Source organism: Pseudokordiimonas caeni (assembly GCF_026719705.1).
GTDB lineage: Bacteria > Pseudomonadota > Alphaproteobacteria > Sphingomonadales > Kordiimonadaceae > Gimibacter > Gimibacter caeni.
In genome coordinates, this window is sequence record NZ_JAPPRR010000001.1 from 1,418,313 (window position 1) to 1,440,756 (window position 22,444).

General features: G+C 59.0%; 19 protein-coding genes. 12 read left to right on the forward strand and 7 right to left on the reverse strand.

Annotation, left to right across the window (positions count from 1 at the left end; all coding sequences use genetic code 11):
* Nucleotides 1-60 precede the first annotated feature (60 nt).
* The 4 genes from OU694_RS06540 to OU694_RS06555 form a co-directional block, all read right to left on the reverse strand.
* Complete coding sequence (locus OU694_RS06540; RefSeq protein WP_308910172.1) at nucleotides 61-888, reverse strand: 2OG-Fe(II) oxygenase; 828 nt, start codon at nucleotides 886-888, stop codon at nucleotides 61-63.
* Between the two features lie 124 nt (nucleotides 889-1,012).
* The gene (locus OU694_RS06545; RefSeq protein WP_308910173.1) at nucleotides 1,013-2,281 is read right to left on the reverse strand and encodes a lipopolysaccharide biosynthesis protein; all 1,269 of its coding nucleotides are present in this window, start codon (nucleotides 2,279-2,281) and stop codon (nucleotides 1,013-1,015) included.
* 25 nt (nucleotides 2,282-2,306) lie between these two features.
* Nucleotides 2,307-3,653, reverse strand: a complete 1,347-nt coding sequence (locus OU694_RS06550) for an HlyD family type I secretion periplasmic adaptor subunit (RefSeq protein WP_308910174.1) — start codon at nucleotides 3,651-3,653, stop codon at nucleotides 2,307-2,309.
* Nucleotides 3,646-5,568: a type I secretion system permease/ATPase gene (locus OU694_RS06555; RefSeq protein ID WP_308910175.1), complete on the reverse strand. Its 1,923-nt coding sequence runs from the start codon at nucleotides 5,566-5,568 to the stop codon at nucleotides 3,646-3,648. Before OU694_RS06555 ends, OU694_RS06550 begins: the two co-directional genes overlap by 8 nt.
* Nucleotides 5,569-6,007: 439 nt before the next feature.
* On the opposite strand from OU694_RS06555, the gene OU694_RS06560 reads away from it, so the two are divergent.
* From OU694_RS06560 to OU694_RS06600, 9 genes are all read left to right on the forward strand, one after another.
* Nucleotides 6,008-7,150: an outer membrane beta-barrel protein gene (locus OU694_RS06560; RefSeq protein WP_308910176.1), complete on the forward strand. Its 1,143-nt coding sequence runs from the start codon at nucleotides 6,008-6,010 to the stop codon at nucleotides 7,148-7,150.
* Nucleotides 7,151-7,199: 49 nt separating this feature from the next.
* Nucleotides 7,200-8,012: an SLBB domain-containing protein gene (locus tag OU694_RS06565; protein WP_308910177.1), complete on the forward strand. Its 813-nt coding sequence runs from the start codon at nucleotides 7,200-7,202 to the stop codon at nucleotides 8,010-8,012.
* Between the two features lie 81 nt (nucleotides 8,013-8,093).
* Entirely contained in the window at nucleotides 8,094-9,548 is a 1,455-nt protein-coding gene (locus OU694_RS06570) for a Wzz/FepE/Etk N-terminal domain-containing protein (RefSeq protein ID WP_308910178.1), read from the forward strand.
* Nucleotides 9,549-9,560: 12 nt separating this feature from the next.
* A complete protein-coding gene (locus OU694_RS06575) occupies nucleotides 9,561-10,439 on the forward strand; it encodes a polysaccharide biosynthesis tyrosine autokinase (RefSeq protein WP_308910179.1) in 879 nt (292 codons plus the stop codon).
* Nucleotides 10,440-10,468: 29 nt separating this feature from the next.
* Nucleotides 10,469-11,377, forward strand: coding sequence for an exosortase B (xrtB, locus tag OU694_RS06580; protein ID WP_308910180.1), 909 nt, complete (start codon nucleotides 10,469-10,471; stop codon nucleotides 11,375-11,377).
* On the forward strand, nucleotides 11,374-12,105 hold the full coding sequence (gene epsI, locus OU694_RS06585; RefSeq protein WP_308910181.1) for an exosortase-associated protein EpsI, V-type: 732 nt from the start codon (nucleotides 11,374-11,376) through the stop codon (nucleotides 12,103-12,105). Before xrtB ends, epsI begins: the two co-directional genes overlap by 4 nt.
* A 49-nt stretch (nucleotides 12,106-12,154) precedes the next feature.
* On the forward strand, nucleotides 12,155-13,183 hold the full coding sequence (locus tag OU694_RS06590) for an EpsD family peptidyl-prolyl cis-trans isomerase (protein WP_308910182.1): 1,029 nt from the start codon (nucleotides 12,155-12,157) through the stop codon (nucleotides 13,181-13,183).
* 92 nt (nucleotides 13,184-13,275) lie between these two features.
* The gene (locus tag OU694_RS06595; protein WP_308910183.1) at nucleotides 13,276-14,484 is read left to right on the forward strand and encodes a polysaccharide pyruvyl transferase family protein; all 1,209 of its coding nucleotides are present in this window, start codon (nucleotides 13,276-13,278) and stop codon (nucleotides 14,482-14,484) included.
* 1 nt (nucleotide 14,485) lies between these two features.
* Nucleotides 14,486-15,700, forward strand: a complete 1,215-nt coding sequence (locus OU694_RS06600; protein ID WP_308910184.1) for a Coenzyme F420 hydrogenase/dehydrogenase, beta subunit C-terminal domain — start codon at nucleotides 14,486-14,488, stop codon at nucleotides 15,698-15,700.
* Between the two features lie 75 nt (nucleotides 15,701-15,775).
* Here OU694_RS06600 and OU694_RS06605 read toward each other — a convergent pair whose 3' ends face one another.
* Nucleotides 15,776-16,459, reverse strand: a complete 684-nt coding sequence (locus tag OU694_RS06605) for a PEPxxWA-CTERM sorting domain-containing protein (RefSeq protein ID WP_308910185.1) — start codon at nucleotides 16,457-16,459, stop codon at nucleotides 15,776-15,778.
* A gap of 432 nt (nucleotides 16,460-16,891) precedes the next feature.
* Here OU694_RS06605 and OU694_RS06610 point away from each other — a divergent pair, with 432 nt between their 5' ends.
* Nucleotides 16,892-18,433, forward strand: coding sequence for an ATP-binding protein (locus OU694_RS06610; RefSeq protein WP_308910186.1), 1,542 nt, complete (start codon nucleotides 16,892-16,894; stop codon nucleotides 18,431-18,433).
* A 17-nt stretch (nucleotides 18,434-18,450) separates the two neighbouring features.
* Here OU694_RS06610 and welK read toward each other — a convergent pair whose 3' ends face one another.
* Both welK and OU694_RS06620 read right to left on the reverse strand, forming a co-directional pair.
* Nucleotides 18,451-19,458 carry a beta-1,4-glucuronosyltransferase WelK gene (gene welK / locus OU694_RS06615; RefSeq protein WP_308910187.1) on the reverse strand — a complete coding sequence of 336 codons (1,008 nt, stop codon included), beginning with the start codon at nucleotides 19,456-19,458 and terminating at the stop codon, nucleotides 18,451-18,453.
* Between the two features lie 21 nt (nucleotides 19,459-19,479).
* Complete coding sequence (locus OU694_RS06620; RefSeq protein ID WP_308910188.1) at nucleotides 19,480-19,734, reverse strand: XrtV sorting system accessory protein; 255 nt, start codon at nucleotides 19,732-19,734, stop codon at nucleotides 19,480-19,482.
* Nucleotides 19,735-19,910: 176 nt separating this feature from the next.
* Between OU694_RS06620 and OU694_RS06625 the strand changes: the two genes are divergently transcribed.
* Nucleotides 19,911-20,762 carry a glycosyltransferase family 2 protein gene (locus OU694_RS06625; protein WP_308910189.1) on the forward strand — a complete coding sequence of 284 codons (852 nt, stop codon included), beginning with the start codon at nucleotides 19,911-19,913 and terminating at the stop codon, nucleotides 20,760-20,762.
* Nucleotides 20,763-20,908: 146 nt separating this feature from the next.
* Nucleotides 20,909-22,441 carry an undecaprenyl-phosphate glucose phosphotransferase gene (locus OU694_RS06630; RefSeq protein ID WP_308910190.1) on the forward strand — a complete coding sequence of 511 codons (1,533 nt, stop codon included), beginning with the start codon at nucleotides 20,909-20,911 and terminating at the stop codon, nucleotides 22,439-22,441.
* Nucleotides 22,442-22,444: the final 3 nt, after the last annotated feature.

The following is a 22,444-nucleotide window of genomic DNA, read 5'->3' on the forward strand; positions in this document are numbered from 1 at the left end:
CCTGAGCCTGCAGCACAAACATTTAAAGAAGCCTTATCTACCTCTATCAATTCCGCCGGTTCAATACCAGATGGAATCCCCATGCCCGGAGATGTTGATATAGAGATAGTCGCGTTCCTTGCCTTGCGTCTCCACCGCCGTAACACCGTGATAGCTGTTGTTGCAGCAAGGGAAGAAAACGCCTCGATTCTTCTTCGGCCGCAGTTTGGCAATAACCGGCGCATCTTCAGGCTTCGGATGGCGCTCATATTCCGTAAAGGGTTTGTCCACTTTGTGCTGGTGTATCGTCAGGTCGCCGCCGACGATCCCAGCCTCATCGGCATCTGTAAAATAGATGATCAGCGAGCACAGCCGGTTCGGGCGGTCGCAATGCACCTGTTTGGCATAACCAGTAAGCGCCTTGTGGATGTCCAGACGCGAGAAAAGCGGCACGGGCTTGCGAGCCTTTTTCGGCAGGATATGGCGCCCCAAATCGAGGATCTTGCTTTTCAGCGTTTCGTGAGCCGTCATCACATGGCGCGGTTCGATATAGTCGCGTTCATATTTGTCAGGACTGATTTCGACGCTACAGCCAGTATCGGCCAGCCGATCCCCGAACAATTCGACGAACTTCTCGACGAAGGTACGGGAATTGATATAGGCGTCAAACTCCCGCCAAGCTTCGGACTTGGCCATCAGGGCCGAATAGGCTTCGTCTCCGCGATAGATATCAAAGCCCTGACCAGTGCGGCTGCCTGACATGCCGCTGACCCCTTTCTGGCCCTCGAAGATCGAAGCATCAGGATAATCAGCCCGAAGCGCATTAAACAGGCTTTCTTCAAGAATCCGGTCGGAAACGATATGTGGGAACGGGGCTTGCTTAACTTCAGAAGCAATGAGATTCAACATGGTGCAACTCCAATTGTCGCATATTCGGAATTAAAAACTGCAAAGGGCTGCGGTTCTCTGTCCCCGCCGCAACTGCCCGGAATACGGCCCGTTCAGTGAAGAGAAAGGCTTAGTTTTCCCGGCGTCAATCAATATACTGCTTCCCCGTGTAAGGATTGAGGCGCAACAGCCGCACAACTGCTACCATACAAGAAACCTGACGCCAAGTGATCGTACAGACGATCGCAAGCGCCAGCCCCATGATGCCATAAAGCTGTACGAACACGGTCCCGGACGCCACCATCACGACTGTACCGATCATTGCATTCCGGAAAGAAACCTTCTCGTGGCCGGTCATCGCAAGCAGCATGCCCATGCACGACATAACGGCTGCAATCAGCTGCCCGACAACAAGTATTATTACCACAAGTTCGGCTCCAGCCGCTTCCGAACTGATAAAATTCAGTATGGGGCCCGCGAAGGCTGAAATAAAGATTGCGAGCGGCACGGCAACCATGGCAATGGTCATATTGGCCAGTTTGGCGAGACGACCGAGTTCTGCCCTGTCCCCTTTGTTATAAGCAGCGGCCATTTTGGGGGCAAAAACCGACCAGAGCCCAGTCGGGATGATTGCCAGCACCATACTGAGCTGCATGGCGATGCGCATCACGCCAGTCTCATGCGCGCCGAGGTAAGAGGCCGCGACCGCTATGGCAAACCATTCGGTGAAGGTCTGGGTGATGCCGACCCCAAGGAGCGGCAGACCCGAGCGCACGATGGCGCTAACCGAGACATCACCAGTGTCTTCCTTCGCCTTCTTGCGCGTCCATGCGAACAACCCACCAGCGAGCAGACATCCGATGGATGCAAAGATATTGATGACGATCACATCCTTGACATCGCCGGCAAAACCGCCAACGAGATAAAGGACGACTACAAGTGGCACCACAAGCACTTCTATGGACTGGCCCAGCACAAAATAATGCTGTGACCGCAGGACCGCGCTGATGAAGCGCCCGCCAGCCCGACCAAGCAGCATCAGCGCCAGAAGTCCGATCCACTCGATCGGCACGATATCGCCAAAGAGCCTGTTCCAGACAAGCGAACGGCTGAGCCACAACAGGCCACCGATCACGAAGCAAGCCAGCAGCACGAAGATCATCAGCTCCCCCAGAAGCCGATTGGTCAGGACATGCTTTTCCCCCTTACTGACGGTCAGAAACTTGATCAGCGAAAGGTCGGTGCCCGCAACCGCAAGCACCGAGAGCAGCATCACGGTTTGCGTGACAAGCGCATACTGGCCATTAGCCGCCGTGCCAAGCTGATGGGCAATTATGAAGGTAACGCCGAACCCCAGGAGAATAGAGGCGCCGCGCACAGCAAGCGCAGCGATGGCGGATTTGTATAGCCTCATAAGGAAAGTACCCGGACTGACTTCGTCAACGCTCGTGGAAAGCGTTCTGGAAATTGCTGAGAAGCGGTTGCAAGAGATAAAGCAGCACGGGCTGCTTCGCGGTTTCGACAATCACCTGAACGGGATAACCCGGCTGCAGGGTTTCCCCCTGCTCCAGGTTTGCGAGGCTCGAAGCATCGAAACCGATGGTGATGGGATAATAATCGGCGCCTGTGCGTTCGTCTTTCACGATGTCGGGCGAAACGGTCAGCACCTTGCCCTCGATCGTCGGTGTCGAACGGCTTTTGAAGGCGAGCACGGAAATGCGGGCATGGAGGCCGGGGCCTATATTGGCGGCATCCTTTGCCTGCAACTGGCCGGTCACCACAAGCTGCGCGCCTTCTGGCACCAGCTCCATGGCGGGGGCTGCGGCCGGCAGCACGCCGCCCACCGTATTCACTTTCAGATTCATCACGGTGCCGTTCCTCGGCGCACGCATCACCACGCGGGAGCGCTGGTCCTCGGCAAGCCGCACCGCTGCGTCAAGCGCCACAAGGTCTACCGTCACCGCCTGCATCGTCTTGGCCACTTCCTGTGCATGCTCGGACCGGAACTTGTCCAGCTCCACACGGGAAGCAAGCAGTGCCTGGGCTTGTTGCTCCTGCTGGCTCATCAGGCCAAGCTGCTCGGACGCGGCACCTTCGCGGGCACGCTTCAGGGCGAGGCTGCGCGATTTCGGTGCATATCCCTTGGCGAGCAGGCTGTCGACATCAGATATCTCTTCATCCAGAAGCTTCAACTGGCCGGCAATATTCTGCAGCTGGGCGGTTGTGTTGTCATAAACCTCCTGCGCTGCCACCACGGCATTCACATAGGCGGCTTCCTGACGGGTGTAGAGGCTGCGGCGCATCACGAACTGCCGTTCTTCGGCGGCAAGGATATCCGCCACCGATGCCTCGCTCAGTCCCGTTGTGTCAAGGCTCGAAAAGTCGGGCGCCTCAAGGCCGTCCAGCTCCGCCTGCAGGCGAACGCGCTGGGCCGCAAAGGCCAGTTGGCGGGCCTTCACCTCGGCAACGCGCGCTTCAGCCGGGCGCGGGTCCATCACCAGAAGCGGGTCACCGGCCAACACCTTGTCACCATTCTTGACAAGAATTTCGCGCACGATGCCGCCTTCAAGATGCTGCAGCGTCTCCTTGTCGCCTTCCACGATCACCCGCCCGCTGACCACCGCCCCGGTGGAAAGCGGCGCGAAGATCGACCAGGCGAGCAGGAAGCCGAAAAAAGCGAGGATCGTGACCGCGCCAATCCGCACCTTGTCCTCGACAAAGGGAAACCGGGACTGGCGGACTTCCTCGATCAGGGCCGACATATGGGAACGCGGTATGTCAGTCATCCTGCCCTCCCTGCGGCGGTTGCGGCGGTTGCGGCGGTTGGACGGGGCGGCGGGCGAAGCCTTCCGGAGTCAGCGATGCGCCGGTGTCGCCGCCATTGCCGCCCGCTCGCTCGCTCGGGCGGTTCGCACCAATCGGCCGCACGCCGGAAATACCGCTCGGGCGCGGTGCCGGACCAACCTGACGTGGAGCCACGCCCGGCTTCGCCGGTCCGGAAAGGCGGCGCAACACTTGCGCTTTCGTGCCGAACTGGCTGAGGCGACCGCGCACGATCAGCGCCAGCTTGTCGGCACGTTCGATCATCGATTTCTGGTGTGAAATCACGATCACGGTGACGCCGCGAGCCTTTTCTTCGTCAAGCGCACGGATGAGAAGCGCTTCGCTTTCATTGTCGAGATTGAGGTTCGGCTCATCAAGGACAAGAAGGCCGGGACGGCCACACAGCGCCCGCGCAATGGCAAGGCGTTGCAACTGCCCACCCGAAAGCGGATGCCCCTGATCGCCCCCGATACGGGTGTCATACCCCTTCGGCAGCTCCATGATGAATTCATGCGCACCGATCCGCGATGCCGCCTCGATCACCTCTTCGATCGGCACTTCCTGGAAGCGCGCGATATTCTCGTAGATCGTGCCCGGCAGGAATTCGAGCTTTTGCGGCACATAGCCGACAAAACCACCAAGCTCATCACGCGAGAAGTGCGAAACCTCGAAATTGCCGAGCATCACAAACCCTTCGGTCGGGTTGTATGCCCCCGAAATCACCCGGCCGAGCGTCGACTTGCCGGAAGCCGAAGGCCCGATAATGGTGAGGATTTCCCCACGCACGGCTTCAAGGCTGATTCCCTTCAGGAACGGCTGTTCAGCCCCCGGAAAAGCAAAACTCATGTCCTGCAAGGCGATGTCGACCGGACCATCGGGCCGGCGGGCGCTCACCCTGCGCTCACTTTCCGCCGGCAGTGCATCCCTGAGGCGCGAGTAGGAGCCGAGCGCGGAAATTGCCTGTTTCCAAGCCGTAATCGCCTGCTCCACAGGTGCCAGCGCGCGCGACATGATGAGCGACGCACCAACGATGGCGCCGGGGCTGAGGCTGCCTCCAAGCACCAGAAGCGCACCGGTGAACAGCACCGCCAATTGCAAAATCATGCGGAACGTCTTGAAAAGCGCCAGATTGGTCGCCGCGCGTGTGGAGCTTGTATATTGGTCCCTGAGCGCCTTGATATTGTGGGTCAGCCAGCGGTTCATCACCGCCGGCATCATGCCCATCGACTGGATCTCGTCGCTCGACCGCTGCACCGACCGCACGAAATCGCGCGAGGTTTCTGCAATATTCTGGGCGTTCGAAAGAACGGCGCGGACCGAATTTTCGTTATAGATCGCGATCCCCAGAAGCACCGCAGCCCCAATCAGCGCCAGGAGCCCCAAGGGGACCGCGATCAGGAACAGCACGATGAAATAGAAAACCATCCAGGGGATATCGAAAAGCGCCAGAAGGCCGGGGCTCGACATGAAAGACCGCAGGCGCCACAGATCCTCAAGTCCCTGCGCCTTCACCGGCATCCCGTTGTGCAGCGCCATGGCGACGTGCGGGAAAAGCTCAACCCCCAGACGCGATTCGAGCCAGCTCGCCGCCCGGTTGAGAATGTGGGAGCGCAGGACATCAAGGGCCGCCGACACGCCAAGCGCCACCACGGCGATCAGCGTCAGCAGATAAAGGCTGGCGGTATTGCCTGACCCGATCACCCGGTCCAGCAGCGTCATCATGTAAAGGGGAACGGTGAGTTGCAGCAGGTTCAGGACGAGGGAAAAAGCCGCAGCCGCCTTCACCGAACGGCGGCAGGCCTGGATCACGGTAACGAACGGCGACGTCTGTTCCGCGATCGCGTCTTCAACCACTGCGGTCTTGAGAAGTTCAGCCACAAGCGATCCCCTGAACTATCCGATGAGGCGGGCACGGCTCCCGCAAACCCTGAACAACCGGCCGCGCCGGCGAAATCCTCGCCTGAATATCAGGCAGGCCCGTCAGCCGAGGCTGGCAAGCATTAAGAGCCTATGCCCGATAAAGCCCAAAAGCAAAAACTTATTTGTTTCAGCACCGTTGCTGGCCTCTTCTTCGACAAGACTTCACCGATTTACCGTTGAATTCCCTACCTGAATACGGGATAGTATCGTGCGGGGAGCGTTAAGTGTCTGGTAAATTTCCCGAAATCACCTCAATCGCGGACCATGTATATCGTGGGCCGCCAACAGGTTCGGTAGAATGACTTGTAAAAATGCATCCTTTTTGACTGCGGCCGCAACATTCGCACTGATGATCGGCGCCGCGCCGGCAAATGCCCAACAAGCAAAAATTTCAGCTATGAGCGCCCCGCGGGTGGATGGCCTCTCGCTCGCCGCAATGGTCCAGGAAACATATTACGACAACTTCCTGCGCCTTTCCGATATCGAGATGGATGCGGACCCGAGCATCAAGACATCCGAATTCGTCACACGCGTGATGGGCGACCTGCAGGTCGGCCGCAACTTCGGCCGGCAGCAGATCAGTGCCGCAGTTCGCACCGGCTACCAGTTCCACAAGGAAAACAGCAATCTCGACAACGACTTCCTTGATGCGCGTGCTGCACTCAACTGGGCGCTCGGTTCGCGCTGTTCCGGCGCCTTTGCCGGCGACTGGGGCCGCCAGCAGAGCGAGTTCGAATCGCTCGCCGATATCGTGAAAAGCACCCTTACCGAGAAAGCCGTGTCGGCCTATGCCGAATGCGGCATTGGTGGCCGTATCTCCCTCGCTGTTGCGGGTGAACTTGGCACAGCCAGCAATTCGGCTGATCGCCGCAAACAGAACGACCATGACGACAAGGGCGCTTATTCTGCACTCCGCTTCTCTTACGCGCCCGACTCGTATATCGGGGTGGCAGCACGCTACTTCAAATACGAATATCCGGAGCGCCCCTTGATTGATGGCGTTCGGCCCGAATTCCAGACCAAGGAACTGATGGCCGAACTGCAGCATTCGCTGGGGGCGCGGATGAAGCTGAGCCTTTCGGGCGGCGCCGTGCAGGTGGATTCCAACTCGACAACCGAAGACCCGGGCACAGGCATCAGCGGCTCGGCGGGGCTGACCTACAATCTTGGCGGTCGCCACGTGATCGACCTGCAGGCCTACAAGTCATACCAGCCGCTGCAGAATCTTGAGGCCCTCTATTCGAGCACAAAGGGCGTGCAGGCAGCGATTGCCTCGAACTGGTCGCCTGCGATTTCGACCAACATTGACGTTGGCTACCTTTCGCGGTCCATCGCATATGCGGACGACTTTGTCCCGACGGTCGAAGGCCTCAATACCGGCGACGATACCTTCACGGCGAATGCCTCAGTAGGCTACACAATAGGTCGCCTGATCATGCTTGAGGTCGGCGGGCGCTATATCAAACGAGATTCCAACGTGTCCAACTTCGATTATACGGACAAATCGGTTTTCATCTCCCTACGCCTGAAGTGGGACTGACCGCTGGCCGAGTGACCGAGCCCTCCCAGACAGAAAACGTGAGACAGAAATGACTGCAAAGTTTCGATCCACCCTCCGCCGGATATGCTTGGCCCTCGCCGGACTGGCTGCAGCGGCCTTGCCTGCATCGGCACAGAGCGCGTCGTCCTATCTGATCGGGCCACGCGACCTTGTGGATATTCAGGTATTTCAACAACCCTCACTAAGCGCTCAGGCGCGGGTACAAAGCGACCAGAGTGTCTTCCTGCCAGTGATCGGGAATGTCGTGATCGGAGGCATGGACGAACCGAGTGCAGCCCGCGCTATTGCGGCCGCCCTTGAAACCGGTGGTGTGGTGCGCGACGCGGCGGTCACCGTGCGGGTTATCGAATTTGCCAGTCAGCGGATTTCTGTCCTCGGTTATGTGGGCTCACCGGGTTCCTATATTCTGGACCGCCCCTCGACCATTTCTGACCTCCTCGCCAAAGCGGGCGGCGCCACACCGGACGCCGGCGATACGCTTGTCTTCACGGACCGCCCGATTGGGGCCGGCACAATCGAGCGGATCGAACTGAATATCCAGGACCTTCTGGGTGGAGCGGACGCTTCGATCGACCGGCCGGTCAGCGACGGCGATACCATTTTCGTCCCGCGCGCCCCTGTGTTCTATATTTACGGCGAAGTCCGTTCGCCCGGTACATTCCGGGTTGAACCTGGCCTCACTGTCGAGCAGGCACTGGCGACCGCCGGTGGTGCCACCGAACTTGGCAAGTCCAACAAGATCAAACGACGCGACATGCAGTCCGGAAAGCTGGTCTCGGCGGAGCTCACTGACATCGTCAAGGGCGGCGACGTATTCTATCTGCCGCAAAGCCTGTTCTGACGATAGAAACTGGCTAATCCGCACAGAGACAGCTAGACTGAAGACAACGTGACCAGCAAGTAGCAGAGAGCGAGCGAATCGATGAGTATTTTCCAAGTGGTAGCCATCCTGAAGGCCAGGCTTTGGCTCATCATCTTATCGACGGTCGTGGCAGGGATCGTCTCGACCCTGATCGTTCTCGCCTTGCCGGAGCGCTACACAGCCTCCACGACCGTTCTTCTGGATATCGCTGAACCCGATCCGGTGACAGGCCGGGTCATGTCCACTTCGCTGGTTCGCAACCATATCCGTACCCAGATCCGGCTGATCATGTCCGAAGGGGTTGCGGGTCGCGTGGTCGACCAACTCAACCTCACGTCTTCGCCTTTCTATCTGAATGCCTTCAGCCAGCAGGAAAACCCTGGCGTCGACATCCGCTACTGGATTGGCCGGCGCCTTCTGGACAATCTGAAGGCCGAGAACGTGGCGGGTAGTGATATCGTCGCGATCAGCTACACTGCCCCGGCGCCCAATCTGGCGGCACAGCTCGCCAATGCCTTTGCCGATGCCTATATCGCCGCCGACCTTGATCTGCGCGTAGACCCCGCTCGCCGCAACGCCCAGTGGTTTGCCGGCCAGTTGAACAAACTGCGCCAGAACCTTAACGATGCCCAGCGCCGCCTGACCGAATACCAGCAGCGTACCGGCATCATCTCGGAATCGCAGGAGCTGAATGCTGAAGATACCAAGCTCGCCGACCTCACGGCCCGCGTGACGGAAGCCCGCGCCGAAGTCAGCGAGGCTCGCTCGATGGTCAGCCAAATCAACGCTTCCGATATCCAGAAGGGCGGGACCCAAAGCCTGCCTGCCTTTATCAACAGCTCGGAAATCCAGCAGTGGCGCGATGAACTGACCAAAATCGAATCGATTCTCGCGACGGTTGGCGGTCAGGTCGGCGTCAATCACCCGGAATACAAGGCCATGGTGGCCCGTCGGGAAGTCGCACAGAACCAGCTGAATACGGAAATCCAGAAGGTCCGTACCGCCATCTTCAACCGCGTGAAGATCGCCGAAGCCAAGGCCGAGACACTGGAAGCCGAACTGGAAGCCCAGAAGACCCGCGTGCTGCGCCTCCGTCAGGGCCGGGACGAACTGGATGGCCTCGCCCGCGAAGTGCAGATCCGCAAGGCTGAATATGACGATGCCTTCCGGCGCGCCGGCTCGCTGCGCCTTGAAGGCGATATTGCCCAGTCCCAGCTTGTGGTGCTGGAAGAAGCCGTTCCGCCGCTCACCCACAGCTTCCCCAAGCGCGGCCTGACCGTCGCGGTGGCGACCGTCGCTGCAGTTTTCTTTGGCATGGCGCTCGCCTTCCTTCTTGAAATGATTGATCGTCGCCTGCGGTCCCCTGAGGATCTGGAGCAGGCCACAGACCTGCCGGTTCTGGCCGTACTTGCGGCCTCCAAAACCGCGCGCAAGAACAAGAAGGCAGACAGGAAGCGGCTGAAAAAGGCAGCTTCAAGCTCGTCTTCCCAACCAACACCGGCAGCTGCCGAGTAAAGGGGCACTATAATGCCGGCTACGAATCAAGCGCTCGTCAAGCGTGAAAGCTCCCTGCCCTATGGCCTGAAGATCGGCCAGATCCTGATGGCGCAGGGCAAGATCAATGAAGATCAGGTCCGCGAAATCCTGAAAACCCAGGCCGAGCGCAGCTGCAGTTTCGGTGAAGCCGCCATTTATCTCGGCTTCCTCACCCAAGTCGATATCGATACCGCGATCTCGCAGCAGTTCAACTATGCGATCCTGTCGCCCGAGGCGGGTGCCTACTCCACCGAACTGCATGTGGCGACCAACCCGTTCGGTCAGGAAGCTGAATCCTTCCGGGCTTTGCGTTCGCAACTGATGCTCGAAAGCCTTGAAAAGGGACGTCGGGCGATCACGATCGTCGGGCCCAACGCGGAGTCAGGCTGCACCTACACAGCAGCGAACCTCGCCCTTGCCTTCGCCCAATTGGGCCTCAAGACCTGCCTGATCGATGCCAACCTGCGCAATCCTCGCATCGCCAAGCTTTTCAATATTTCGAGGGAACACGAAGGTTTGTCGGAAATCCTGATCGGCGGCCGCACGTATGATGAAGTACTGGTCAACGACACCTTCCCGAACCTCAGCATCATCACGTCAGGCCGGGTACCGCCAAACCCGCAGGAGCTTCTGGGACGTCACGAGCTGATCTGGACCCTGTCGCATGTGCTGAGGGACTTTGACACTGTCCTTTTCGACACGCCTGCGATGAACCATTGCGCTGACGCCCGCACCGTTGCAGCCCGCGTGGGCTCTGCCCTTCTGGTGGCGCGCCGTCACATGACACTCGCCAATGATGCCAGGGTGGCGGTCGAAGAGTTGCGCTCGAACGGTGTCCACCTGATCGGCACCGTGCTCAACACATACTGACAGAAACGAAAATCCCGGAAAGCTGCACAGTGACCACACAAGCCCGTAAGCCCACGATTGACCTGGACTTGCAACGTATTGCAAGCGACCTCTTCGGCAGCGGCATGTGGCTCGTGGTCGCAGCCCTGGTCGTCACCTATTTCTCAACCTACGCCATCATGGCAGAAGGCCCTTGGAACACCGATCAGGACGGTCACGGCCCCTTCATTCTGATTGTGGCACTCCTCGCTTTTCTCATCCGGTATCCGGCGATTGCCGCCGTGCCAAAGCCCGACAGAATAGTATGGGAAGGCTGGGCGCTTCTTGTCGCCAGTCTCACGGTTTTTGCCATCGGGAGCTCGCAGGAGATCCTGCTGTTCGACAGCGGATCGCAGATTCCGGTGGCCGCAGCACTCGTCCTGATTTTCAGGGGTTGGGCCGGGCTCAAGGCCGCCTGGTTTCCGATCTTCTTCCTGATCTTCTCCGTGCCCTTGCCGGGCTGGCTGATCGACGGCGCAACCCTGCCGCTCAAGGTCATGCTCTCGGACCAGGTGGTGGAACTTCTATATAACGCTGGTTATGAAATCGCCCAGAATGGTGTGATCCTCTATATCGGCCAGTATCAGCTGCTGGTGAAAGATGCCTGCGTCGGTTTGAATTCGATGCACAGCCTTGCCGCCGTCGGCGTGCTCTATATCTATCTCATCAAGCCGCAGAGCTGGCTGCATACCGCCCTTCTGGTGCTTTTCATCCTGCCGGCAGCCTATGCCGCCAACGTCCTGCGTGTGATCATTCTGGTCCTCATCACCTTTTATCTGGGAGATGAGGCCGGTCAGGGCTTCCTGCATGATTTTGCGGGGATCGTGATGTTTGCCTCTGCCCTGTTGCTGTTCTTCCTGTTCGATAATCTGATCTTCGGAGGTATGCGGTGGATTCAATCGCGGAAAAAAGCGGCGTGAAACTTCCGGGTCTCCAGGTCCTTCTGGCGGCGGCGCTGATCCTTCTCGGCGGTTTTGCCAGCTGGAGGCTGACACCCACCGAGATGACCCCCATCCTGAAGGACGGGCTGAAGATCGAGGACATTCTGCCCGAGACCTTCGGTGAATGGACCGTGGACGAACGGATCGAGGCGGTACGCCCCTTGGAGCAAAGCACGCTCGCCGATGCGATTTACGACCAGTCGGTCACCAAGGGCTACCGCAATGCCGAGGGCGATCTTGTGATGGTACTGATCGCCTATGGCGCCAACCAGAGCGACACGTTGCAGCTGCACCGGCCGGATGTTTGCTATATCGCGAACGGCTTCCGGATTACCTCGAATTTCCGGAAGGACGTGGACCTGAAGGTGCCGGGATACGATGTAGTCCTGCCCTCGGTGCGCATGATGACGATCAATGGACAGCGCTATGAGCCCGTGACCTTCTGGACGCGCGTGGGCGATGCCATCCCGGTCAAGACGCTGGAGCGGCAATGGGAAAAACTGAAATATGGCCTCAGTGGCCGTATCCCGGACGGCCTTCTGGTGCGCATTTCCACTATTTCGCGTGACGAAGAATCCGCTTATGATCTGCACGATCAGTTTGCACGGGATCTTCTCGCGGCCCTGCCGGCCAACGCGCTGCCATTATTCATCGGTGCACAAGGCGAAGAGCTCGATCTTTCCGGGCTCCGCGCAGCCGAGAAATAACGTTCCGAGCATCCAATTGAATGAACGACCAAGATTTGGGGGATAGGTGATGGGCTGGGCCACACAAAAGAACAATCTGACCAAGGCGGCTGCAATCGCATCCGTGCTGGTTCTCGCGGCCTGTGGCGGCGGTGACGATAAAGCCGAAAGCGGTGGCGGCGCACCGGAAGCTGCCAAAGAAGGCGGCGAACAAACCCCTTCGAGTCAGGTCGTTGCGAACGTAAACGGTGAGGAAGTCACCATCCACGAACTGAACAGCGAACTTTCGCGGATCAATATCCCGGCCGATGCCGACCGTCAGGCTATTGAGGAAAATGTCCTGCGCGCCATCGTGAACCGCAAGGTCCTGGAACAGAAAGCGGTGGGGGCTGGACTTGACCGCGTACCCGGTGTGATCGCCGAAATCCGCCGTTCGCGCTCGACACTTCTGGCGCAGGCCTATATGCGGTCGCAGGCGTCGGGGGCACAAACCGTTAGTCGCCAGGAAGCCGAGAAATTCATTCTCGACAATCCGAACCTTTTTGCCAACCGCACCTATTATATCTTCGATGCCATCCTCGCGCCGAGCGATGCCCTGCCCGAAGAGAAAAAAGACGCGTTTGAAGCCCTTGGCAATCTCGATGAGATCGAGCGCCAGCTCAGCAATTCGCAGATCAACAACCAGCGCAAGCCCTACACCGCCTTCTCGGAAACCATTCCTTCGGCGATGCAGGAAAAGCTGCCAGAACTGATGCGTGACCGCACCGTTTTCTTCGTCGTGCAAGGGCCGCGTACCATGATCACCCAGTTTCAGGAAAGCCGTCCGGCTTCGCTGACCGGTGAAGACGCCCTGCGCGTTGCTACCCGCATGCTGCAAGGCCGCAACAACCGCGAAACCATGATGAAGGTGCAGTCGGAAGCACTTGAACAGGCCACTGTCAGCTTCTCCGGCAAGTTTGCCTCGATGACCAAGAACCCGCCAAATCTAGTGGACGGTAAACTGCAGCGCGAGATCGATTCGAGCGTACAGCAGCCGGACGCCGGAACTGGTGCGGACGGTGATACGGATGAAGCAGGTGGCCCCGGCAGCCTTTATTGAGGTGTGACGGGAAGCCCGCACCATCCCCTGCAATAGCAATTCCAACGATGCCCGGTCTTGGGCATCGTTTCATTTCAAGGCGATTGAGATCGATGACGACCGCTGCCGTTTCCCAACCTTGCCTGAATGTCGGGCTTTTCTGGCACTCGATCAATTCCGACAATCTCGGGATCGGCGCGCTGACTGTATCGAACATTGCGCTGGTGCGGGAAGCCGCACGGCAAGCTGGTTACGCAGTCCGCTTCACGATCTTCGGTTACCTCGACAAGCGCACCCCCTATGTGGGCGGTGACGATATTGAATTCGTCGCGCTGAACGGTAAGCGCATCGCCCTGCCATGGTCCGACCTGCAAGGAAAGATCGCCGCCTGCGACCTGATGCTTGATATCGGTGGCGGCGACAGCTTTGCCAGCATCTATGGCGGCAAGCGGCTGACCTTCCTGTTGCTTTCAAAGATCCGCACCCTGCTCGCCGGTGTGCCGCTGATCATGTCGCCCCAGACGCTTGGGCCTTTCGATGGCTGGCTTGGCCGCACGGCTGCGAGCCTCGTGCTGAAGGGATGCCACACCGTTTACACGCGCGATGCGCTCTCGGAAGCCTATTTCCGGGAGGCTATGGGCGGTAAGCTAGGGAAAATCAGGCTCACCACCGATGTCGCCTTCGCCCTGCCCTTCGATGTGCCAAAGGCGAACACCAGCGGCAAACCGAAAGTCGGCCTCAACCCGTCCGGGCTCATGTTCAGCGGCGGCTACGGCAAAAAAAACGATTACAAGCTGACGCTGCCATTCGATCAACTGATGCACCGCCTGATCGGCCATTTCCGCGACAAGGGCTGCGAAGTGCATCTGATCGGCCATGTCAATTCGCTGACCCTGCCGGTGGATGACGACTATCATGTATGCGAGCAACTGAAGGCCGAATATCCGGATTGCGTGCTCGCACCCAACTTTGCATCACCCTCTGAAGCCAAATCCTATATTGCCGGGCTCGATTTCTTCACCGGTGCCCGTATGCATGCCTGTATCGCCGCAGCCTCCGCCGGTATTGCCGTTGTGCCACTTGCCTACAGCCGCAAGTTCGAGGGCCTTTTTGGTACGCTCGGCTACACGCGGACGCTCGATTGCCGTACCAGCACGCTCGACGATGCCTTTGACCGGATCGTGAAGGCCTTCGAGGACCGCGACACCCTGAAAGCAGAGGCCGGCCAGCTCGCTGCCGTTTCGCGCGAACGCCTGAAGGTTTACACCGACGGCATCGCCGATACGATGCGACAAGTGATGGCCACCCGCAAAGCCGGATAAAATGACCCAGACGCTGACCTCCATCCTGAAGCGGAACCTGTGCGCGGGCTGCGGCCTCTGCGAGAGCCTTGGTGCATCCGAAGGCATCCGCATGGATTATGATGCCAAGGGCTTCCTGCGTCCGCAGTTCAGTGGCCCGATTTCTAAAGCACTTGATGAACAGATCGGCCGCCTCTGCCCCGGCGCTAATCTTGATATGCAGGTGCCGGCTGCCGAGCAGACGATCCTCTGGGGCCCGATTCGTACAGCATGGACCGGTTATTCAACGCGCGAGGACTTGCGCCACCGCGCGTCCTCAGGCGGTGCGCTGTCGGGCATGCTGATGCATCTCCTGACCTCCGGCAAAGCCGACTGCGTGATACAAATCACCGCATCGGCCACACACCCGACGCGCAACCAGATGGTCATCAGCCGCAGCAGCCAGGAAGTACATGAAGCCGCCGGCTCGCGCTATGCCCCGTCGGCGCCGCTTGCCGATATCGTGCGCATCCTCGAGGACGGCGAACGTGTCGTCTTTGTCGGCAAGCCTTGCGATGTGGCGGGGCTGACCAACCTCCTGCGGGACAAGCCGGATCTTGCCCGGAACCTTGTCGCCAAGATCTCCTTCATGTGCGGTGGCATCCCGAGCCAGACGGGCACGGCAGAAATCCTGAAACGCCTTGGCATGGCCGACAAGGAAATCGCCAGCTTCCGCTTCCGCGGCGATGGCTGGCCGGGCGGCGTGAAGGCCGTGGCGACGACCGGCGAGGTCGGCACCATGAGCTATCCGGATTCGTGGGGCGGCATTCTGAGCGGCCGGGTGCAGTTCCGCTGCAAGATCTGCCCGGATGGCACCGGCGGTTTTGCCGATCTGGTCTTTGCCGATGCATGGCACGGCGATGATCGCGGCTATCCGAGCTTTGTCGAAGCCGAAGGTCGCAGCATGATCCTGGCCCGCACCCCTCTTGGCGAAGCCCTGCTCGCCGATGGTATCGCAGCCGGCGATATTGTCGCCGACCCGCTTGACCCCGCCGAGATCGCAGGCATGCAGCCCTCGCAGGCGAACCGCAAGCGGCTGGTGACCTCGCGCCTTGCTGCCATGACCCTGTTCGGCCGCGCCAGGCCGCGCTACAGGGGCCTGCGCCTTGGCGAAGCCTCATCGCAAGCACCGCTCAAGCTGCGGCTTCATAATTTCCTCGGCCTCGTACGTCGGCTATGGCGCGGCACCGAAGGTTGATCCGAGTACAAAACGCGCAACGAAAAAGGGCTCCCGTTCGGGAGCCCTTTTCTTGCCGGCTATCGGTGAAACCGATCAGGCAACCGAAACGCTGGTGCGCTCGCGGCGGCGGGCAGCGATGCCCACGAGGCCGAAGCCCATGATCATCATCAGCCAGGTGGCCGGCTCCGGAACGGCAGCGATGAATTTGGCGAGGATCACAAGATCGTCGTGGTTATCGTCAACGTCAGCGCCGTTGTCATCGAAGGCGAAGATCAGGCTGGTGTGGCCATTGAGGTCATTCACGCCACCGATGTGGTAGATGCCGAATTCCTGCGCGCCGAGGCCCGTGTTCTTCACGCCCTGAACCGAGTCAAACTGGAAGATCGAGCCGTTGAGCGCGGTTGCAGCACCAACGCCGAACGAACCGAGCCAGGTGTTGGTCCAGCCCTGCCAGGCGACGTTCGACTGGCCGGCGTTTTCCTGGAACAGCTGCTCGCCATTTACCGAGAAGGAGTTGCGGTAAGCACTTTCGGCACCGAGCAGGTAGAAGTGGAAGCTGCCAGCCGTGGTGGTTTCGAGCGTCGCACCCTGAACGAGGTTATCGAAACCGGCGTCGAGCAGTTTGCTCTCGAACCAGTTTTTCGGAATGTCGTTGCCGGTTTGCTCGCCATCGAAATCGTAATATTCGGTCGAACCATCAACTACGATGTTCACTGCTGCCTGCGACGGGAAGGTCAGGCCAGCGGCGAGAAGAATAGCACCAAAGAGCTTTTTCATTTTCGTCTCCCTGAACGCCCCCTGCAGGGAAGCGCCTGTTTCATTTGAGTAATCTGCAGAGGCATTTGCCCCTGCCGGTTCGGGGCTTTCCTTAGCGGGTGAAAAAACACTTAACAAGTGTTAATCATATTTTATTGCAATTTTAACTATCGGCGGCAGAGGAAAAGGGTGAAGGACAGCAATTCCGTATCAAACTGAAACGCCCCAGACCCATTTTGATACAGTCGGCTGCGCTAAAGCGCCGATGGTGTCAACGGGCATTTGACGCCGGTCACGCCGATTCCTTCGTGGCCGAATACATCGATTTTTATAGTTAACCTCAATTTAACATAAAGATCACAGGCTCATCCCCGACACGGTCGCGCAAAGACTTGAAAAGCTTTGTCAGGCATGCGACTTGATGAAAGTGAATTGAGGCGGGAGATATCAGACGTGGGATTGTTTTCGAGCAGGCGGCGAAAAACCGGTAACACCACACCGGAGTCCCCCGAAACCAAGAAAAATCAGGCTTCCGGCCCCGATGCCCCGATCCCCGGGCTCCCGCCGCGCCGCACCCTGCTGCGCGACAGTGACGGGCTGCCCCCGAAGCCCTCGACAGCAGCCGCGCCCCGCCCGGCACCGCGCAGCAGCGGCATGCCTTTCATGGATATGGGCCAGCAAGTTGCAAAACCCGGTACCGCCCAGACGGAATCTGCCGACACCTCCCCGATCGACCGCGACATTCACAAGATCCGGTTCCGCACGCTGGCATCCGACCGCCCCAACAAGAATGCGGTAGAAGACAGCCCGTTCGAGCGCGCCCGCCTTTTGCTGCGCGAAGTTTTCGCGCCAAGTGCGCCGGTTCTGGATAAAAACCATTTCGCCGGCCGCACCAATGAACTTCGCCGCGCCATCTCGGCGATCGAGAACGAGCGCATGCACCTGATCATTTACGGCAAGCGCGGGTGGGGGAAAACGAGCTTCACGAACACGCTGTGTATGATCGCCGAAGAAGCGGGATACGCCGTTTGCCGGGCATCGTGCTCCAATGCCACGACGTTCGAGGGCATTTTCCGCGATTTCCTGCGCCAGATTCCGCTGCTGCACGACCGTACCTTCCTCGCCAGCCATGGCGCCGACCAGTCCCACCTCGGGTTCGATACGCTGCTGCCTGAGGGCAGTTTCTCGCCGAAGGAACTGACGGATGTGCTATCGCGGCTCTCCACCACCCGCGTCATTTTCGTGTTTGACGAATTCGACCGCGCGGACGAGCACAAGCTGCGCCGCCCGATTGCAGATACGATCAAGAGCTTCTCTGACCGTTCCGTCCGCGCCACGCTCATTATCGTCGGTGTTGCCGATACGCTTGATGACCTTCTTGGCTACCATGAATCGATCGAGCGGAACGTCACCGGGCTGCCGATGCGACTGTTGTCATCTGGCGAGTTCGAGGAACTGATTTCCATCGGCGAAACGGTTTCGGGCGTTTCCTTCCCGCTTGCGGTGCGCGACCGGATTTCGAACCTGTCGAGGCAGATACCCTATTTCACCCGCCTCCTTTGCCTGCATGCGGCCCAAAGCGCGCTCGAAGACCAGCGCTGGGAAGTGCGCAACAGCGATGTTGATTATGCGGTTGAAAAGGCCCTTGATGACACCGCAACCCTGATCGACCGCAATCACCGCCGCCTGATCGACGAAACGGAAACCGGCCCGGCCAAGGACTTCTTCCACTGCCTGGCTTCCGTTTCCACGAACGACGAAGGCGACTTCACCATGGATTCGCTGGTGGTCGAGTACGAAGCCACCACCAAGACGCATATCTCGAAGCTTTCGATCGGTAGCAAGCTTTCGCTGCTCGCGCGTCCGGGCATTGACTTCCTGACGAAGCACGAAGACGACAACAAGATCAAATACCGGCTGCACGACCCGATGACGGGCTTCTACCTGCGCCTCATCCAGGACCGCAACCAGACCGGCCAAGTCAAGAAAAGTTGAAAAGCTAAAGGCCCCCGTCAGGATTGGACGGGGGGTTTTCCCTCCAGGAAACCTTCGATGAAGCGTGCATAGGCGTTGGGGTCAATCTCCACCGACTTGCCCTTGCCTTCACGTGCAGCCTTGATCGCCTCGCGGAGACTATCCACGTCGCGCGCCTCGAACACCAGCCCCTGATCGCGAAAGGCGCCGACGAGCTCGAACTGATGATCGTCGTAATGCTCGCCCAAGTCATGCCGGCGCGGCATGGCGATCACGGCGCAGCCGGCTCGGATCGCGCCGAGCATCGAGCCCGAGCCACCATGCACGATGGCGATGCCGCTTTCCTTCAAGTGACGATCCATATCATCCTGCGGCAGGGTCTTGTGGACCTCGATCCCCTCAGGCGCGATGTCGCTTTCGCCGGTTTGCGCCACCACCGTCTCGGTGATCACGCCTTCCTGCATCAACTGGTGCACCGAATTGATCATCCGGTCGAACGGCAACACGGTGCCAACGGTCGCAAACAGCTTGTGCGCCTTGGCGTGGGCCGGCGCCTCCGACTGGCAGAAGGGATTGCAGTAAACGGCTTTGGGGTGCTGCGACACAAGCCCCGGCCACTGCACGAGATAAAGGTCAGCAAAGCGAGCCGACAGCTTGCCGAACATGGAGATGCTCTCCACGCGGGCAATCGATTCGATATAGATCACCTTGCGGCGCGTCGCCCATGCCAGCACCAGCGTGAAGAAGGCTGCCCCTGCCCCGGTACTGATCACCACGTCCGGCCGCATCACGATGAAATGCCAGATCGACGCAAAGAAATTGCTGATCCCGGCCCATGCAAACTTCAGAAAGCCGTCGGTCTCGCGCTGGCCGAAGGCGAAGTGCGGCACAAAACGGGCCGGATGATCCTTTGCAAGGCTGAGCCCCAGGGGCGTCGCCTCCGTCAGGAAATAATAGTCATGCTTGCGGGCAAAGGGGAGCATCTGCACCAGCTGCCGGAGATGACCGCCGCCAGAGGCAGCAAGGCACACACGCAGTTTCTTCATAAGGAGAGGTCCGCCTGATAATCAGCTGTCGTCGCGCTCGTCAGGCACGCCCTGACGCCGGAGGATGAAAAGAAAGACATAACCGAGGGTCGCCGCGATCATGATCCAGGCGATGAGATCAAAGCCCTTGTTGCCGAAATAGTTGGCAAAGGCACAGCCGAGTGCCGGCCAGATATAGGCAGCGATATTCTGGTCCTCGCGCCGCGAAAACTGGAAAAACATGCCAACGATCGCCACAAAAATAGCCACCGTCACAAAATCAAAGATCGTACTCATATGGCCCTCGCCCCTCGCCTTTTTAGTCACCACTTCGGTCCGTGAAATATACAATGCCAGCCGCTGGTTGCAAGCCGACAAGTCACAGATGGAAGTCTTCCTTGATAGCGGGCCGGCATGCCCTTAACGTGCAGCTTCATTCCAACGTATCTCCTTGGGGCCTTCTGGATAGCCTTATGACCACAGCACCCGCCGCGTCCGTGATCATTCCCGCATACAATGAATCGAAGGCCCTGAAGCGCCTGCTGCCGCGACTGCATGATGCATCGCCCGACGCGCGCTTCGAGGTGATCGTCGTTTGTAATGGCTGCCACGACGACAGTTTCGAGGTGGCCTCCCGCTTTGGCGACAATATCCGGGTGATCAATCAGGTCGAAGGATCAAAAACCAAGGCACTGAATGCTGGCGACGCAATCGCCAAGGCGTTTCCCCGAATCTATCTTGACGCAGACAGCGAGGTCACGCCGGACGACCTCGCCGCCATCTGCAAGACGCTTGAAAAGCCCGGCGTACTGGCAGCCGGTGCCATGGCAGATTTCGATGCAAGTGGTTCCAGTTGGGCCGTTGCAGCTTACTATCGGGCTTGGTCTCTTCTGCCCTTCGGCCGCAATCCCTCCAGTATCGGCGGTTCCGGCATCTACGCCCTCAGTCGTGAAGGCCGCGCCCGTTTTGAGGCCTTTCCGGATGTGATCGCTGATGACGGATTCATCAATCACCTCTTCACCGCAGCCGAGAAAGCCCGGTGCACGGACTGTGTGGTGCGCATCACGCCGCCCCGTAACTGGTGGTCGCTCGTCAAGATCAAGTCGCGGGTTTACAGAGGCAATCGCCAGCTGCAGGCCATGGGTATTCACCCGCCCGCTGAATCCAACAAAACGGGATCGGGCATCGTCTCCCTGATCCTGTCGCCGCGCACGATGCTGCCAGCCACCATCTATGCCTTCACGCAAGTGGCCGCCCGGCTTTACGCCCATCTGATCCAGCCGCTGACACGGCAACGCTGGCAGCGCGATGAAACGACGCGCTAGGGCACTTCAGTGACTGCAACGTTGACGCAACCTATTGATGGTTGAATTCTTTCTCTCGCAGAAACAGGTCTTGAGCTTCTGTGGCGCCTAAACTAGTTTCCATTTGTAAAGCTTAACCATAACGGCTTTCGGGGGGATGCGTTGCTGTGACGGAAACGTCGGAAATCGGCAAAAAAAGCGGTATTGAGCCGGGCCATCAGGCCCCTGGCGACGATAACCATGATCCGCAAGCCATGGATAAACTTCTGGGATTGACCGATCTTTCGTCGGCGCGCCCCGTGCCGCCTTCGATGATCGAATATATCCTGCGCGTATCGGATGTCCTGTCGATCCTCATTGCCGGCATCGTTGTCTTCGCTGTGGTTCTTGCGAACCCCAACGCCGATATGGCGCTCTTCTATACCAATATCGTTGTTCTCGGCGCCATTCTTGCCAGCATGACCATCTATTCGGTCGGCGGCTATGATGCCGACTGCTTCTTCAATCTCATCACCTCGTTCCGGCGAGCGAGCTTCGGCTGGGGATTGACGATTGCTGCGCTGCTGGTCGTCGGGTTTGCCTTTAAATCGACCGGCAATGTCTCGCGCATCTGGGCTTCTGCATGGGCCATCGGGGCGCTCGCCACCCTTGCTGCAACGCGCGCGGTGGTCTGGGGCCTGATGGTCAATATGCGCAGCCGCAAACGGTTCGACAGCCGCGTCGCCATTGTCGGCGCCGGCGAACAGGGCCAACGCCTTTACCGCTTCGTGCGTGACAGCAAGTGGTTGACCATGCGCGTTATCGCCTTTTGCGACGACCGCGTAACCCGTGTGCCGGACGAGCTTGACCATATCCCGGTGTTACCTGGCCTTGATTCCCTTGTGGAACTGATCCGTCGCAATGCCATCGATCAGGTTCTTGTCGCCCTGCCATGGTCGGCTACCGACCGGCTGCGCGAAGTCATCGACCGGATCACCGAAACGCCGATCAAGGTGCGCCTTGCGCCTGATATGGCGTTGTTCGATTTCAGCAACCGGACCTTCTCGTCGCTAGGCGGCTTGCCGGTGCTGGATCTTTATGACCGTCCGATTTCCGGCACCAGCTGGATTCTGAAATGGCTGGAAGACAAGATTCTCGCCAGCCTCATCATCCTGCTTGTGTCGCCGGTGCTGATTGCCTGCGCCATCGCGATCAAGATGGACAGCAAAGGCCCCGTCTTCTTCCGCCAGAACAGGGAAGGCTTCAATAATCAGACCTTTCGCATCTGGAAATTCCGGACCATGCGGCCCGAAAGCTGCGAAGGCGACAATATCCGCCAGGCCACCAAGAATGATGATCGCATCACCAAGGTTGGTGCTTTCCTGCGCCGTACGAGCCTTGATGAACTGCCGCAGCTTTTCAATGTGGTCACCGGCGATATGTCACTCGTTGGCCCTCGCCCCCACGCCAAATCGACCCGTGCAGCCGGTGTGCGTTTTGAAGACGCCGTGAAGCGCTATGCGGCACGCCACCGCGTGAAGCCGGGCATCACCGGCTGGGCGCAGGTGCATGGCTGGCGTGGTGAAACGGACACGATCGAAAAGCTTGAAGCTCGCCTTCGGCACGATCTTTATTATATCGACAACTGGTCGCTCGGGCTTGATCTCTATATCCTGATCCGGACCGGCCTTGTCGTGCTTGGACAGAAAGAGGCCTATTGAATG